This is a genomic window from Amycolatopsis sp. NPDC054798 (assembly GCF_053611505.1).
In genome coordinates, this window is record NZ_JBSHAM010000045.1 from 10,732 (window position 1) to 26,255 (window position 15,524).

Below are 15,524 nucleotides of genomic sequence, written 5' to 3' on the forward strand. Positions count from 1 at the left end.
CTCCTTGAGGGAATCAGATTCCCTCAAGGAGCCCTTCACGGACCAACGGGAGCAATCCCGGCGCCGGGGACCGAACGGCTCGATACGCTCCTCGAACCGGAGTCGATACGCTTCCGGGCGTGGCAGTCGGCGAACACCCGGATCAGCGGGCACCGGAACCGGACGTATCCGGCGGAGCCGAGGGTGCCGTGGCCGCTCCCCCGGTCCCCGCGCCGTCCCCGGTCCGCCCCCGCCGCACCGATCCGCTGAACGCCGCCGAGACCCGCGGTCTCGACGCGGTCCGCCGCTTCGGCACGGTCGGCTCGCTGTTCCTCGCGCTCGGCTCGCTCGGGGCCGGGGCCGCGCCGGTGATCAACCCGGTGCAGGACCTGCCGGTGCTGCGGCTGTTCATCCGGATCCCGACGGTCTCGCTCGCGATCGCCTTCTCCGGGATGGGCATCCTGGTGCTGAGCTGGCTCCTGCTCGCCCGGTTCGCCCGTCCGGCGAGCGCCCGGCTGGCCACCAGCGGCCAGCTCGCCCGCACCGTCGCGATGTGGGTCGCGCCGCTGCTGCTGATCCCGCCGCTGTTCTCCCGCGACGTCTACAGCTACCTCGCCCAGAGCGAGATCGTGCACCGCGGCATGGACCCCTACCAGCTGGGCCCGGCGCAGGCGCTGGGCGTCGCCGACCCGCTCACCGCGGGCGTCACCAACATCTGGCGCGAGACGCCCGCCCCGTACGGCCCGCTGCTGCTGCGGCTCGGCGGCTGGCTGGCCCCGGTCGGCGGCAACAACATCGTCGTCGGCGTGCTGCTGCAGCGCGGTCTCGCGATGGTCGGCGTGCTGCTGATCGTGTGGGCGGTGCCGCGGCTGGCCCGGCGGTTCGGCGTGCAGCCGGCCACCGCGCTGTGGCTCGGCGCGGCGAACCCGTTGCTGATCTTCCATTTCGTCGCGGGCGCGCACAACGATTCGCTGGCCATCGGGCTCATGGTGGCCGGGCTGGAGATCGGCATCCGGCGGCTGCCGGTACGGGTGAAGGGAGACACTCCGCCGCCGCTGGCGAAGGGCGAACTGCTCTTCATCGCGCTCGGCGTCGTCATCATCACGGTCGGCGCGACCGTGAAAATCCCGGCCGTGCTGGCGTTGCCGTTCCTCTCGGTGATGGTGGCGCGCAGATGGCACGGGCGGCTGAAAGACCTGGTGTGGGCGGGCGCGCCGATGGCGCTGCTGTTCGGCGTGGTGCTCACCGCGATCTGCCTCGGCACCGGGCTGGGCTTCGGCTGGGTCGGCGCGACCGCCAGCACGCCGGGGCTGGTGCGGTCGTTCATCTCCCCCACCGCGGAAATCGCGAACCTCAGCGGCGTCCTCGGCATCGCGCTCGGGCTCGGCAACCACACCGACGCGCTGGTGCCGATCCTCGGCGCGCTCGGCAACGTGATCACCGCGGCGGTCACGGTCAAATTCCTGTGGGCCAGCTTCAAATGGCGGTACCGGCCGATCATCGGGCTCGGCGTCTCGCTGGGCGCGGCGATGATCCTGCAGATCAACCTCCAGCCCTGGTACCTGCTGTGGGCGGTGATCCCGCTCGCCGCGGCGGCCGGGACGTCGCGGTTCCGGGTGGTCGCCACGGTCATCAGCGCGGGGCTGCCGTTCCTGCTGCCGCCCACCGGCGGCACCTTCGACGGCCGCTCGTACGTCCTTCCGTGGGCCTACGGCGCGGCCGCTCTGGTGACGCTCGGCGGGCTCGCGATCGTGTACCGGGTTTCGCCGCTGCTGTTGTCCAGGACACCTCCGGCGTCCCCAGCACCGCGCGCGACCGCGGACGTCGTATCGTGATTCGTTGTGGACAACCCCGCCGTCGAGATCTCCGGCTTGGCGAAAAGCTACGGCTCCACCACCGCGGTCGACGGCATCGACCTGCGCATGGAGCGTGGTTCCCTGCTGGCCCTGCTCGGGCCGAACGGTGCCGGAAAAACGACCACTGTCGAGATTTGCGAGGGTTTCCGCAGACCTGACGCGGGCCAGGTGCGCGTGCTCGGCCTCGACCCCGTCGCGGACAGCTCCCGGCTCCGCCCGCGCGTCGGCATCATGCCGCAAGGCGGCGGCGCGTACCCGGGCGTGCGCGCGGAGGAAATGCTGCGGCTAGTGGCTTCCTGCGCGGCGAACCCGCACGATCCGGCGTGGCTGCTCGACGTGCTCGGGCTGGCCGGCGCGAAGCGGACCCCGTTCAAACGGCTCTCCGGCGGGCAGCAGCAGCGGCTTTCCCTGGCGTGCGCGCTGGTCGGCCGCCCGGAGCTGGTGTTCCTGGACGAGCCCACCGCCGGCATGGACCCGCAGGCGCGGCGGCTGGTGTGGGACCTGCTCGCGGCCCTGCGCGCGGACGGCGTGAGCGTCCTGCTCACCACGCACCTGATGGAGGAGGCGGAAACGCTGGCCGACCAGGTGGTGATCGTGGACCACGGCAAGGTCGTCGTCGAGGGCACGCCGCATTCGCTGACACTGGAAGCGGGCGAGGCGGCGCAGCTGCGGTTCCGCGCCCGCACGAAACTCGACACGACGCTGCTCGAAGCCGCGCTGCCGGAGGGGTACCGGGTCAGCGAAACCGCGCCCGGTTCGTACCTGGTGGAAGGCGCGGTCGACCCGCAGGTGGTCTCCGCCGTGACGGCTTGGTGCGCGCAACAGGGCGTGCTGCCCGAACAACTGCAAGTCGGACGGCGGACGCTCGAAGAAGTGTTCCTCGAACTCACCGGACGGGAGCTGCGCGCATGAGTTCTCCGTTCCCCGCAGGCACTTTCACCCCCGCGCCCGGCCGCGGCTCGCTCGGCAGGATGCTGCGCACGCACGCCAGGGTCGAGGCCGCGCTGACGCTGCGGCACGGCGAGCAGCTGCTGCTCACCCTGATCATCCCGCTCGCCCTGCTGATCGGCCTGAGCTCGCTGGACATCCTGCCCGCGAGCCAGCTCGGCTCGACGTCCAAAGTGGACTGGATGACGCCGAGGATCCTCGCGCTGGCGGTGATGTCGTCGGCGTTCACCGGACAGGCGATCGCCCTCGGCTTCGACCGCCGGTACGGCGTGCTGAAGCGGCTTTCGGCGACGGCGCTGCCGCGCTGGCTGCTCGTGGCCGGACGGCTGTCGGCGGCGCTGGTCGTGGTGCTGCTGCAGTCCGTGGTGCTCGGCGTCGTGGCCGCGCTGCTGGGCTGGTCGCCGTCGACCGCCGGGATCGGCTCCGCAGTGGTGCTGCTGGTGCTGGGGACGCTCGCTTTCGGCGCGCTGGGCGTCCTGCTGGGCGGCGCGTTGCGCGCGGAAGCCGTGCTGGCGCTGGCGAACATCGTGTGGTTCGTGCTGCTGCTGGCCGGCGGGATCCTGCTGGCCCCGTCGGCGCTGCCGTCCGGGGTCGGGCTGGTGGTTTCGCTGCTGCCGTCGGGCGCACTGGCCGAAGGAATGCGCGCGGCACTGGTGGACGGGCAGTTCCCGATCGGACCGGCGGTGGTGCTGGTGGTGTGGGCCGTTGCGGCCGGGGCTCTGGCGACCCGGACCACGAAACTCACCTGAATCCCACCTCCGGATTTCCGCGCGGAATTCTGCGCTTGAATGTGACCGCCGCCGCACCCGATTCCTTGCGCACGCTGGCAAATCCCGGCGCGACAATAATGCCGCGTGAAGGCGGGAAAACGCGCGCGAGTATTCTTTCCGCGTGTCCCTTCGCACTTTGATCGCCCGCCTGCCGTATCCGTCCGCCGCGGTCCAGCGCGCGGTCGGGATCGCCGCGGTGGTCGCGCAGGCAGGCATCGGCGTCACCGGCTCCGTGGTGCGGGTGACCGGGTCCGGGCTGGGATGCCCGACCTGGCCGCAGTGCGTCGCGGGCAGCCTGGTGCCGGTGCAGCACCCCGGCATCGACGCGGTCACCCAGTGGATCGAGTTCTCGAACCGGATGCTGACCGGGGTCGTGATCGTGGTGGCGGCGCTGGCCGTCCTCACCGCGTGGCGGATCCAGATCGACCACCCGGAACGCAAACGGCTGGTGAAGCTCGCCTGGACGATGCCCGGCGGCGTCGTGCTGCAGGCGGTCATCGGCGGGCTGACCGTGCTGGCGAAACTGGAATGGTGGACAGTCGCGATCCACTTCCTCGCTTCGACGCCGCTCATCTGGCTGGCGGTGCTGCTGCTGAAGGCGTTCCACGAAGGAGACGAACCGGCGCGCCCGCTGGTCCCGAAACTGGGACGGCAGATGCTGGTGCTGCTGACGGTGCTGATGTGGGCGGTGCTCATCGCCGGGACCACGGTCACCGGAGCGGGCCCGCACGGCGGCGACGTGAACACGCATCGGCTCGACGCGCCGATCGAGGCGCTGGCGCGCGTTCACAGTGCGCTGCTGATCGCGTATCTCGTGGTGCTGGGGGTTTTCGGGCTGACACTGATGCGCGTCGGTGCGCCGAAGGGCGTGTGGCGGCGGTACGCGTGGGTGTGGATTGTCGCGCTGCTGCAGGGGGTTCTGGGGACGGTGCAGTACGCGTTGGGCGTGCCGGAGGCGATGGTGTCGTTCCACGTGCTGGGCTCGGCGCTCGTAATCGTCGTGACGGCGGTGCTGTGGACGGGGACTCGCGACCGGGGGCCGGTGACTTCGCTGGAGCCTGCGGAGAAGCGGGAACTCGCGGCCGCGAACTGACGGTCATCCAGCCGTAACTGCGCGTCGGCCCGGCGGACAGGTCCGCGGCTTACCGTCATCGCCGTCCGGCTTCCGAAAAGCCCGAGGTGCCGCCATGCCGACCGCCCCTGCCCGTTCCGGCAAACCCCTTCTCTCCGGCCGGCGCGGGACCGCCGAGATGCTCGTGCTCAAGACGTTCCTGCTCGTGCCGTTCGCCGCGCTCGTCGCCGCCGTGCCGCTGCTGTGGGGGTGGGGCATCGGCTGGACCGACCTGATCCTCGCGACCGTCTTCTACGTGCTCGGCACGCTCGGCGTGACCGTCGGATACCACCGCTACTTCACCCACGGCGCCTTCAAAGCGGGCCGCCCGTTGCGGATCGCGCTCGCGATCGCGGGCAGCATGGCCGTGCAGGGGTCGGTGATTTTCTGGGTCGCGAGCCACCGCCGCCACCACGCTTTTTCCGACCGCGAGGGCGATCCGCATTCGCCGTGGCTGTTCGGCACCTCGCCCGCCGCGTTGCTGCGCGGGTTCTGGCACGCGCACATGGGCTGGATGTTCCAGCGCGAGGTCACCAACGCCGACCGGTTCGCGCCGGACCTCGTCGGCGACCGCGATCTGCGCCTGGTGAACCGGTTCTTCTGGCTGTGGATCACCCTCAGCCTCGCCCTGCCCGCCGCGCTCGGCTGGGCGTTCAGCGGCACCTGGCAGGGCGCGCTGACGGCGTTCTTCTGGGCCGGGCTGGTGCGGATCGCGTTCCTGCACCACGTGACCTGGTCGGTGAACTCGGTGTGCCACCTGGTCGGCGACCGCCCGTTCGCGAGCCGCGACCGCGCGGCGAACTTCTGGCCGCTGGCGCTGCTGTCGATGGGCGAGTCGTGGCACAACTCCCACCACGCCGACCCGACCTGCGCCCGGCACGGCGTGCTGCGCGGGCAGGTGGACGTCTCGGCCCGGGTGATCTGGGCGTTCGAACGGCTCGGCTGGGCGACCGACGTCCGCTGGCCCCGAGCCGAACGGCTGGCGGCCAAGCGACGGACGGCTTAGGCCAGCTGCTGCCGCACCGCCGACGCGAACCGCAACGGCGCGCCCGCGTCCGCGTGCCGGAAACCCAGCGACGGCTCGGTCAACTCCAGTTCCAGCACCAGCGGCCGCCCGTCGTCGCCGCGGACCAGGTCGACCCGGGCGTACAGGAGTTCGGCGCGCAGGATGCCGAGCAGCCCGCACGCGGCGTCCAGCGCGTCCTCCGCCACCGCACGCACTTCCGGTGCCGGGACAGCAGCCGCCAGCCGCTCTTGCCGGTACAGCCCGGAAGCGTCCACTTCGGACTCCAGCGGCGAGAATTTCGTGAAAGCGTGCGAATAAACGCCACCGAAGTACGCCAAGGCGATTTCGCCTTGAGTGTCCACACTGGACTGATACGGCTGCACGAGAGCGGTGCGCCCGTCGCTGTGCAGAGCGCTCAGGTGCTTCTCCGCCTCGGCTCCAGCGGTCTCGAACCGGGCGGCACCGCGGCCTCCCACGCCTACCGAGGGCTTCACCACGAACGGCTTCTTCGGCCAGCGCGGCTTCTCTCCTGGCGGCACGATCTCCACCGGGACCGTCGGCACGCCCGCGTCCAGCAGTTCGCCGAGGTACGTCTTGTCGGTGTTCCAGCGCACGACCGCAGCCGGATTGCTCAGCCCCGGCACGTCTTCGCACCAGCTGAGGAACTCGTCGCGGCGCTCGGGGTAGTCCCAGGCAGCACGCAGGACGACGAGGTCCGCCGAAGCGAAGTCGGCGTCCGAATCCCAGGCCGCCCAGCTCACCTCGAAGCCGAGGTCGGCGAGCGCGGGCAGCACCGCGGCCTCATCGCCGTCGCCCTCGGGCAGCGCGGCGCAGCCGGCGAAAATCGCCGAGCGGGTCACCGGCCCGCTCGCGGCCCGGCCATCTTGCGTCGGTGCGCGGCACCGATCTTGACCGTCTTCACCGTTTCGCTGTCCCACTCCGCGGCCTCGAGGTCGTCGACCTGCTCGACCAGCGCGGATCCGGTCTCGACCCCGGCGACCAGCACGTCGCCCATCGCCCCGTCCGGGCCGACGAGCACGACGCGCGCGCCGGCGATGCCGATGTTCTCGACCACGGCGCGCGACGGTTTGCCGTGCCGCGCCACGAAAGCGCGGGCGGACGCCAGCTGGCGGGCCGTCGGGGCGGTCGGCGTGTTTTCGGTCTCCTCAGCCACGTCCGGAGCTTAACCCGAGACCCCCGCCCCCGCGGCCCGACCGTGTTCTCGGCCATAGTGGACGCCAGACGCGCACATCTCGAGGAGGAACCATGCCGACCGCAGTGCAGGTGACCCGGACCGGCGGCCCGGAAGTGCTGGAACTGGCCGAGATCGAGCCCGGTCCGCCCGGCGCGGGCGAGCTGCTGGTCGACCTCGCCGCGGCGGGCGTCAACTACATCGACACCTATCAGCGCCAGGGCATCTACCCGATCGACCTGCCGTTCGTCCTCGGCTCCGAGGGCGCCGGGACAGTCGTGGAGACCGGCGAGGGCGTCACCGAATTCTCCCCCGGCGACCGGGTGACCTGGCAGGGCGCGCTCGGCAGCTACGCCCAGCGCGCGGTCGTCCCGGCCAGCGCCGCGGTGAAGGTGCCGGAAGGCGTGTCCGACGAGATCGCCGCGGCCACGATGCTGCAGGGCCTTACCGCCCACTACCTGGTGCGCTCGACCTATGAAGTGCAGGCAGGCGACGACATCCTCATCCACGCCGCAGCCGGCGGCGTCGGGCTGCTGCTGGTGCAGCTGGCGAAGGCACGCGGCGCGCGAGTGCTGGCCACCGTGTCCACCGACGAGAAGGCGGAGCTGGCCCGCGGCGCCGGCGCGGACCACGTGATCCGCTACGACCGAGAAGACTTCGCCGAGGTCACCCGCGAGCTGACCAACGGCGAAGGCGTCGCCGTGGTCTACGACGGCGTCGGCAAGAGCACCGTGGACGGCAGCCTCGCCAGCCTGAAGATCCGCGGCACGCTGGCACTGTTCGGCGCGGCCAGCGGCCCGGTGCCGCCGATCGACCCGCAGCGGCTCAACTCCGGCGGCTCGCTCTTCCTGACCCGCCCGACGCTCGGCCACTACCTGCGCACCCGCGAGGAACTCGACTGGCGGGCCGGCGAACTGTTCGCCGCCGTGCAGGAAGGTTCGCTGAACGTCCGCATCGGCGGCCGCTACCCGCTCGCCGACGCCCGCAAGGCGCACGAGGACCTGCAGGGACGCCGGACGACCGGAAAGCTGCTGCTGATTCCCTGAGTCGGCTCAGGAAACCGAGAGGGCGTCGGTGACGAACACCAGCGTTTCGTTGGGCTCGATGCCGCGCCCGCCGTCCTTGTAGGCGAGGGCGGGCGGGATGATCATCATCCGCCGCCCGCCCTGTTTGACGCCGACGAGGCCCTGGTCCCAGCCGTCGATGACCTGGTGGGCGCCGAGGTCGAGGCCGTACGGCTCGCCGCGGTCGAACGAGCTGTCCAGCTTCTTCTTGTTCGACCAGGTGACGACCAGGTAGTTCATGGACAGCTTCGCCCCCTTGGCCGCGGCGGGGCCGGTGCCCTCGGAGAGATCCTTGGTGAGCAGCTTCTTCGGCGGGGCGCAGTCGTCCGGGATGGCGATCGTCGGCACCTGGCCGAAGTTCCCGGTGGTCTTGACGTCGTCCACGGTGCATTCGCGGCTCGAGGCTGCGCTGCTGTCGTCGCCGCAGGCCGTGAGGCCGAACGCGGCAACCGCAGCGCACGCGCCGATGACGACTGTCCTGCCGAATTTCTGCATGGCGGAAGACTAACCAAGCCCGCCGAGCGCGGGCACCGCCGGACCAGTCCGCACGACGCCGAGCCGCTGCGTCGCCCGGGTCAGCGCCACGTACAGATCGTTGAGCCCGCGCGCCGACCCCGCCGCGATCTCGTCCGGCGACACCAGCACGACGCCGTCGAACTCCAGCCCCTTCGCCCGGTCGACGGTCAGCACGCTCAGCCGCTCGTCCTCCGGAAGCAGCTTCCGCACCTCGTCCAGGCGGCCGCCCGGCACCAGCACCGCGACCGTCCCACCGTCCACAGCGGACAGTTCCGCGGCCACCAGCGAGGGCAGTTCCTCGTCCAGCGAAGCGACTTCGACCCCCCACGGCGGCACCCCGGTCTCCCGCACCGACGTCGGCGCGGCCAGGTCCACGTCGAGTTCCGCGAGCACTCCCGCGGCCACCGCCATGATCTCCGCCGGGGTCCGGTAGTTCACCGTCAGCTGCTCCAGCCGCCAGCGGTCCGCGACGTAGGGCGAGAGCACCTCGTCCCAGGTCCGCGCTCCCCCGGCGGCCCCGGTCTGCGCGACGTCGCCGACCAGCGTCATCGACCGGTTCGGCGTGCGGCGCATCAGCAGCCGCCAGTCCATCGCGGACAGCTCCTGCGCCTCGTCCACGATCACGTGCCCGAACGTCCACGTCCGGTCCTGCGCGGCCCGCTGCGCCGCGGTCAGCTCGCTGCGCGCCTGCTGCCGCTCGGCGAACAACTCGGCGTCCAGCACGTCGGACACCCGCAGGATCTCCTCGTCCTGGATTTCCTCGTCCTGCTCGAGAATGTCCAGCACGCCCTCGGCGTACGCGCGCTCGACGCGTTCCTGGCGCTTCTGCTCCGCTTCCTCCTCGGAGTCGTCGCTGCCGAGCAGCTCGGCCAGTTCGTCGAGCAGCGGCACGTCGGCGGGCGTCCACTTCGCGTCGCGGCCGCTCTCCAGGTGCTTCCGGTCCTCTTCGGACAGCAGCGCGCCGGCCGCCCGGTCGAGGTGTTCGCGGTCGGCGAACAGGTCGTCCAGCAGGCCGGACGGGGTGAGCTTCGGCCACAGCGAGTTCAGCGCGGCAGCGACCGCCGGGCTGGCCGCCAGCTCCGCGCGGATGTCCTGGACGTCCTGCGCGTCCAGCAGGTCCTCCCCCAGCGCGCGGGCGGCCTGCCGGGTGAGCGCGTCGAGCACGTCGGACACGAACAGCCGCCGCGCGAGGTTGTGCGGCCGCCGCGAACGGCGCGCCCGGGTCCGGGCCTGCGTGCAGGTCTTCCGGTCGAGCTTGAGGATCTCGCGTTCGTGCTCGATCTCGATCACCGGATCGGGTACACCTTGCCGGTCGCGGACCGCCTGGGCCAGCACGTCGGCCATCACCAGCCGGCCCTTCACCTCGGCCGCTTCCGGGGATTCGACGCCGTCGGCGTCCAGGCCCGGCCACAGCTGCCCGATGGTCGACAGCAGCACGCCGGTTTCGCCGAGCGAAGGCAGCACCTGGCCGATGTAGCGCAGGAAAGTCGAGTTCGGACCGACGACGAGCACGCCGCGCGTCGTCAGCTGCTGGCGGTGCGTGTAGAGCAGATACGCCGCGCGATGCAGCGCCACAGCGGTCTTCCCGGTGCCCGGCGCGCCCTGCACCACCATCACCCCGCCGAGCGGTGCGCGGATGATCCGGTCCTGCTCGGCCTGGATGGTGGCGACGATGTCGGCCATCTCACCGGTCCGGCGACGCTCCAGCGCGGCCAGCAATGCCGCCTCGCCCGCCAGCCCGAGATCCTGGCCCTGGTCGGCGGCGGTCAGGTCGAGGATCTCGTCGTCGAACCCGGTGACGCGACGGCTCAGCGACCGCAGGTGCCGTCGGCGGCGCACGCCGTCCGGAGAGGCGGCGGTGGCGAGGTAGAACGGCCGCGCGACCGGCGCGCGCCAGTCGATCAGCAGCGGCCGGTAGTCGTCGTCCTCGTCGAACAGCCCGAGCCGTCCGATGTAGGCGGTCTCGTCGGTGTCTTCGGAGGTGCTGCCCGGCACGAAGTCCAGCCGCCCGAAGCACAAGCCCTGCTCGACCGACCCGAGCTGGGCCAGCCGGTCGCTGTGCAGGGTCGTGGCGGCTTCGCGTTCGGTCCGCGCCTGCGGCGTCCCGCCGGTCTGGCGCAGGGTCTCGTCCAGCCGGCGCTGGGTCTGGGAGCGTTCGGAATCGAGCTTCGCGAACAGGGCGTCGGTGTAGGCCTGCTCGCGGCGCAGCTCGGCTTCGTAGGCCGGTTCCTCGGGCAAGGAAAGGTCCTGCTTTCAGGTCGGGATCGGGGCCGGAAGAGTGCAACCGGCGAGGATCCCGGACCATTCCTGCCCGGTCGCGAAGGGCTGCTCGCGCCCCAATGTGGCATTGGGTGCATCTGACGCACCGAACGCCACATTGGGTGCATCTGACGCACCCAATGTGGCATTGGGGCGCTCGACGGCAGGGGTCAGAAGGGCAGGCCGAGGACCGGCAAGCCGATCGCCGAGTCGACCGCCAGGGCGACGAACACGATCATCAGGTACGTGTTCGACCGGTGGAACAGCGCCATCGGCTTGGTTTCCTCGCCGCGGTGCACGGCGGCCTGCAGCCGGTGCGCGTAGAAGAGGAACCAGCCGCCGGCGAGGATCGCGAAGGTCGCGTACAGCCAGCTGGTGACTGGGAGCAGCAGCAGCGTCCAGGCGACCATCACCCACGAGTAGATGACGATCTGCCGGGCCACGTGCTCGGCGGTCGCGACGACCGGCAGCATCGGCACGCCCGCGCGCTCGTAGTCGTCGCGGTACTTCATGCCCAGCGCCCAGGTGTGCGGCGGCGTCCAGAAGAAGATCACGCCGAACATCACGAACGCGGGCCACTGCACGGTGCCGGTGACCGCGACCCAGCCGATCAGCACCGGCATGCAGCCCGCAGCGCCGCCCCAGACCACGTTCTGCGACGTCCGCCGCTTGAGGCCGAGGGTGTAGACGAAGATGTAGAACAGGATGGTCGCGATCGCGAGGACCGCCGCCAGCAGGTTCACCGTGAAGTACAGGACCACGAACGAGGCGACGCCCAGCACGAGGCCGAAGATCAGCGCGTTGCGCCGCGGCACCGCGTCCTTCACCAGCGGACGCCGCTTGGTGCGGTTCATGACCTTGTCGATGTCGCTGTCGATCACGCAGTTGAGCGCGTTCGCACTGCCCGCGGCCATGGTGCCGCCGACCAGCGTCGCGACCACCAGCCACGGGTTCGGCACCTCGCGCCCGGCGAGGAACATCGCGGGGATCGTGGTGACGAGGAGAAGCTCGATCACGCGCGGCTTCGCCAGTGCGGCGTACGCGCCGGCCACCTGGCGGAAGCTTCGCCGGGCCCCGCGCGGTCGCCCGCCGTCCGGGGGTGCGGCGCTGGTGTCTTCACTGCGTCCGTGCGCAGCGTTCACCAACGACATTTCTCTCCCTGAGTCAGTCCTGGGCCGGGCGGCCCGGAAGAAATGAGGTGGTGCTCGGTGGAGAACTCCCGTGCCTGGCCCGCGATCGATGTTAGACGTGGCGGACCGGCCCGACGCCCGCGGGTCCGGGACACGCCCGGCGATGTCTGCTCCGTCACGTCGGCCGCGGCGGGCCGGACGAGTCGCGAGCGCCCGCGGCGGGTAGCCGGAGAGGGGCAGGCGGGCAGGATCACCTCACCCGCTGGGCTGTCGCCCGCGCTCGCGCGCACGCGTACGCACTAGGGTGACAGCGTCGGGCCGCTCGCTCCGCCTGCAGAGCGCCGCCAGCAGGAATATCGTCCCTTCGGGATCGATTGAGATAACTGAGGGCGCACACCGCAGCACTTGAGCGGCACGCACGGAATACAGCCATCACTTCACCGACGCAGGAGTTCGAGTTCAGTGTCCGAAACCTCTAGCAGCGAGACCAACCCCTTGCTCCGGCGCAACGTGCCGGCCGACTGGACCGAGACCGACACCCGCGCCGTAGACACCGCCCGCGTGCTGGCCGCGGACGCCGTCGAAAACTGCGGCAGCGGCCACCCGGGCACCGCGATGAGCCTGGCGCCGCTGGCGTACACGCTGTTCCAGCGCACCATGCGGCACGACCCGGCCGACCCGGAGTGGCCCGCCCGCGACCGGTTCGTCCTCTCCGCCGGGCACTCCAGCCTGACCCTCTACATCCAGCTGTACCTGGCCGGGTTCGGCCTGGAGCTGGAAGACCTCGAGCAGCTGCGCCGCTGGGGCTCCAAGACCCCGGGCCACCCGGAGTACCGGCACACCAAGGGCGTCGAGACCACCACCGGCCCGCTGGGCCAGGGCCTCGCGAACGGCGTCGGCATGGCGATGGCGGCCCGCCGCGAGCGCGGCCTGCTCGACCCGGACGCCGCTCCCGGCGAGAGCATCTTCGACCACCACATCTACGTGATCGCCTCCGACGGCGACATCGAAGAGGGCGTCACCTCCGAGGCCTCGTCCATCGCGGGCCGCCAGGAGCTGGGCAACCTGATCGTCTTCTACGACGACAACAAGATCTCCATCGAGGACGACACCAACATCGCGCTGTCCGAGGACGTCGCGAAGCGGTACGAGGCCTACGGCTGGCACGTGCAGACCGTCGAGGGCGGCGAGGACGTCGTCGCGATCGAGGCGGCCATCAAGGCGGCGCAGGCCGAGACGAAGCGGCCGTCGTTCATCCAGCTGCGCACGATCATCGGCTACCCGGCCCCGACGAAGATGAACACCGGCAAGGCGCACGGCGCGGCGCTGGGCGCAGACGAGGTCGCCGGCGTCAAGAAGGCGCTGGGCTTCGACCCGGAGAAGAACTTCGACGTCGACGACGCGGTTCTCGCGCACACCCGCCAGGCCATCGAGCGCGGCGAGAAGCAGCGCGCCGAATGGCAGGAGCGCTACGAGGCGTGGGCCGCGGCGAACCCGGAGCGCAAGAAGCTGGCCGACCGGCTGTCGACCCGCACGCTGCCCGAGGGCTTCGCGGACAACCTGCCGTCGTGGGAGCCCGACGCCAAGGGCATCGCCACCCGCAAGGCCTCCGGCGAAGTGCTCAACGCGCTGGCCGAGCCGCTGCCCGAGCTGTGGGGCGGTTCCGCGGACCTCGCGGAGAGCAACAACACCACCATGAAGGGCGCCGACTCGTTCGGCCCGGCCTCGGCCGGCACCGACATGTGGAAGACCAACCCGTACGGCCGCACGCTGCACTTCGGCATCCGCGAGCACGCGATGGGCTCGATCCTCAACGGCATCGCGCTGCACGGCGGCACCCGGCCCTACGGCGCGACCTTCCTCACCTTCTCCGACTACATGCGCCCGCCGGTCCGGCTCGCCGCGCTGATGAAGGCCCCGGTCATCTACGTGTGGACGCACGACTCGATCGGCCTCGGCGAGGACGGCCCGACGCACCAGCCGATCGAGCAGATCGCCGCGCTGCGCGCCATCCCCGGCCTCAACGTCGTCCGCCCGGCGGACGCCAACGAGACCGCGTACGCGTGGAAGGCCGTGCTGGAGGACGTGCACCACCCGTCCGGTTTCGCGCTGACGCGGCAGAACGTGCCGGTGCTCGAGGGCACGAACGCCGAGGGCGTCAAGAAGGGCGGCTACGTGCTGGCCGAGGCGTCCAACGGCACCCCGGAGGTCGTGCTGATCGCGACCGGTTCCGAGGTCCAGCTGGCCGTCGAGGCGCGCAAGACCCTCGAGGCCGACGGCATCCCCACCAGCGTCGTGTCGATGCCGTGCGTCGAGTGGTTCGACGCGCAGGAGCAGGACTACAAGGACGCCGTCCTGCCGCCGACGGTCAAGGCCCGCGTCTCGGTCGAAGCCGGGATCGCGATGCCGTGGCAGCGCTTCACCGGCGACGCCGGCGAGAACGTGTCGATCGAGCACTACGGAGCCTCGGCCGACGCCGCGACGCTGTTCCGCGAGTTCGGCTTCACCGCCGAGGCCGTGGTCGACGCCGCCCGTCGTTCGATCGCCAACACCAAGAACTGAAAGGGGATCACGATGACTGACCGACTCGCGCAGCTGTCCGAAGCAGGCGTCTCGATCTGGCTGGACGACCTCTCGCGGGAGCGCCTGAACTCGGGCAACCTCGCCGGGCTCATCCGCGACAAGCACGTCGTCGGCGTGACCACCAACCCGACGATCTTCGCGAACGCGCTGTCGAACGGCGCCGCCTACGACGAGCAGGTCAACGACCTCGCCGCCCGCGGCGCGGACCTCGACGGCACCGTCCGGGAGCTGACCACCACCGACGTGCGCAACGCCGCGGACCTGTTCCGCGACGTGTACAACGCCACGAACGGCGTCGACGGCCGCGTGTCCATCGAGGTGGACCCGCGCCTGGCGAAGGACACCGAGAAGACGGTGGCCGAGGCCAAGGACCTGTGGAAGACCGTCGACCGGCCCAACGTGATGATCAAGATCCCGGCGACCGAAGAGGGTCTGCCCGCGATCACCGCGGTGCTCGCCGAGGGCATCAGCGTCAACGTCACGCTGATCTTCTCCGTCGAGCGCTACGAGGCCGTCATCAAGGCCTTCTTCGCCGGTCTGGAGCAGGCGAAGGCCAACGGCCACGACCTCAAGGGCATCCACTCGGTCGCATCGTTCTTCGTGTCCCGTGTGGACAGTGAAGTCGACAAGCGGCTGAACGCGATCGGCACCGACGAGGCCAAGGCGCTGCTGGGCGAAGCGGCCATCGCCAACGCGCGGCTCGCGTACGCGGCCTTCGAGAAGCTGTTCGCCACCGACCAGTGGAAGGCGCTCGCCGAGGCTGGCGCGAACGCGCAGCGTCCGCTGTGGGCCTCGACCGGCGTGAAGGACCCGGCCTACTCCGACACCCGTTACGTCGACCAGCTCGTGGTCAAGGACGTCGTGAACACGATGCCCGAGAAGACCATGGACTCGGTCGCCGACCACGCCGAGATCACCGGCGACACGGTTTCCGGAAAGGGCGAGCAGGCGCAGGCGGTCTTCGACAAGCTGTCGGCGGCAGGCATCGACGTGCCGGACGTCTTCGTGACGCTGGAGACCGAGGGCGTCGAGAAGTTCGAGAAGTCCTGGCAGGAACTGCTGGACACGGTGACCGGACAGCTGAACAAAGCGAGGGGCTGAACCAGAGAC

General features: G+C 70.8%; 13 protein-coding genes. 8 read left to right on the top strand and 5 right to left on the bottom strand.

Features of this window, described 5'->3' with window-relative positions:
- The first annotated feature begins 188 nt into the window (after positions 1-188).
- The 5 genes from mptB (at position 189) to ACWGIC_RS25775 (ending at position 5,670) form a co-directional block, all read left to right on the top strand.
- Positions 189-1,814: a polyprenol phosphomannose-dependent alpha 1,6 mannosyltransferase MptB gene (gene mptB / locus ACWGIC_RS25755; RefSeq protein WP_452078531.1), complete on the top strand. Its 1,626-nt coding sequence runs from the start codon at positions 189-191 to the stop codon at positions 1,812-1,814.
- Positions 1,815-1,820: 6 nt separating this feature from the next.
- Entirely contained in the window at positions 1,821-2,747 is a 927-nt protein-coding gene (locus ACWGIC_RS25760; protein WP_037359205.1) for an ABC transporter ATP-binding protein, read from the top strand.
- Positions 2,744-3,532 carry an ABC transporter permease gene (locus ACWGIC_RS25765; RefSeq protein ID WP_452078494.1) on the top strand — a complete coding sequence of 263 codons (789 nt, stop codon included), beginning with the start codon at positions 2,744-2,746 and terminating at the stop codon, positions 3,530-3,532. Before ACWGIC_RS25760 ends, ACWGIC_RS25765 begins: the two co-directional genes overlap by 4 nt.
- Positions 3,533-3,674: 142 nt before the next feature.
- Positions 3,675-4,646 carry a COX15/CtaA family protein gene (locus ACWGIC_RS25770; protein ID WP_452078495.1) on the top strand — a complete coding sequence of 324 codons (972 nt, stop codon included), beginning with the start codon at positions 3,675-3,677 and terminating at the stop codon, positions 4,644-4,646.
- A gap of 94 nt (positions 4,647-4,740) precedes the next feature.
- Complete coding sequence (locus ACWGIC_RS25775; RefSeq protein WP_452078496.1) at positions 4,741-5,670, top strand: acyl-CoA desaturase; 930 nt, start codon at positions 4,741-4,743, stop codon at positions 5,668-5,670.
- Here ACWGIC_RS25775 and ACWGIC_RS25780 read toward each other — a convergent pair.
- Both ACWGIC_RS25780 and ACWGIC_RS25785 read right to left on the bottom strand, forming a co-directional pair.
- Positions 5,667-6,530, bottom strand: a complete 864-nt coding sequence (locus ACWGIC_RS25780) for an ATP-grasp domain-containing protein (RefSeq protein WP_452078497.1) — start codon at positions 6,528-6,530, stop codon at positions 5,667-5,669. The two genes, ACWGIC_RS25775 and ACWGIC_RS25780, sit on opposite strands and share 4 nt — an antisense overlap.
- On the bottom strand, positions 6,527-6,844 hold the full coding sequence (locus tag ACWGIC_RS25785; RefSeq protein WP_452078498.1) for a hypothetical protein: 318 nt from the start codon (positions 6,842-6,844) through the stop codon (positions 6,527-6,529). The genes ACWGIC_RS25780 and ACWGIC_RS25785 overlap by 4 nt, the downstream gene beginning before the upstream one ends.
- A 92-nt stretch (positions 6,845-6,936) precedes the next feature.
- Here ACWGIC_RS25785 and ACWGIC_RS25790 point away from each other — a divergent pair, with 92 nt between their 5' ends.
- Entirely contained in the window at positions 6,937-7,908 is a 972-nt protein-coding gene (locus ACWGIC_RS25790) for a quinone oxidoreductase family protein (protein ID WP_452078499.1), read from the top strand.
- Positions 7,909-7,914: 6 nt separating this feature from the next.
- Here the strand turns inward: ACWGIC_RS25790 and ACWGIC_RS25795 are convergent, their stop codons facing one another.
- The 3 genes from ACWGIC_RS25795 to ACWGIC_RS25805 all read right to left on the bottom strand — a co-directional run bounded on the left by ACWGIC_RS25795 (position 7,915) and on the right by ACWGIC_RS25805 (position 11,852).
- The gene (locus ACWGIC_RS25795; RefSeq protein WP_452078500.1) at positions 7,915-8,421 is read right to left on the bottom strand and encodes an FKBP-type peptidyl-prolyl cis-trans isomerase; all 507 of its coding nucleotides are present in this window, start codon (positions 8,419-8,421) and stop codon (positions 7,915-7,917) included.
- 9 nt (positions 8,422-8,430) lie between these two features.
- Complete coding sequence (locus ACWGIC_RS25800; protein WP_452078501.1) at positions 8,431-10,680, bottom strand: HelD family protein; 2,250 nt, start codon at positions 10,678-10,680, stop codon at positions 8,431-8,433.
- Positions 10,681-10,871: 191 nt separating this feature from the next.
- Entirely contained in the window at positions 10,872-11,852 is a 981-nt protein-coding gene (locus ACWGIC_RS25805; protein WP_452078502.1) for a heme o synthase, read from the bottom strand.
- Between the two features lie 441 nt (positions 11,853-12,293).
- On the opposite strand from ACWGIC_RS25805, the gene tkt reads away from it, so the two are divergent.
- Together tkt and tal are read left to right on the top strand one after the other, a co-directional pair.
- Positions 12,294-14,393: a transketolase gene (gene tkt / locus ACWGIC_RS25810; RefSeq protein WP_452078503.1), complete on the top strand. Its 2,100-nt coding sequence runs from the start codon at positions 12,294-12,296 to the stop codon at positions 14,391-14,393.
- A gap of 12 nt (positions 14,394-14,405) precedes the next feature.
- A complete protein-coding gene (tal, locus tag ACWGIC_RS25815; protein WP_452078504.1) occupies positions 14,406-15,515 on the top strand; it encodes a transaldolase in 1,110 nt (369 codons plus the stop codon).
- Positions 15,516-15,524: the final 9 nt, after the last annotated feature.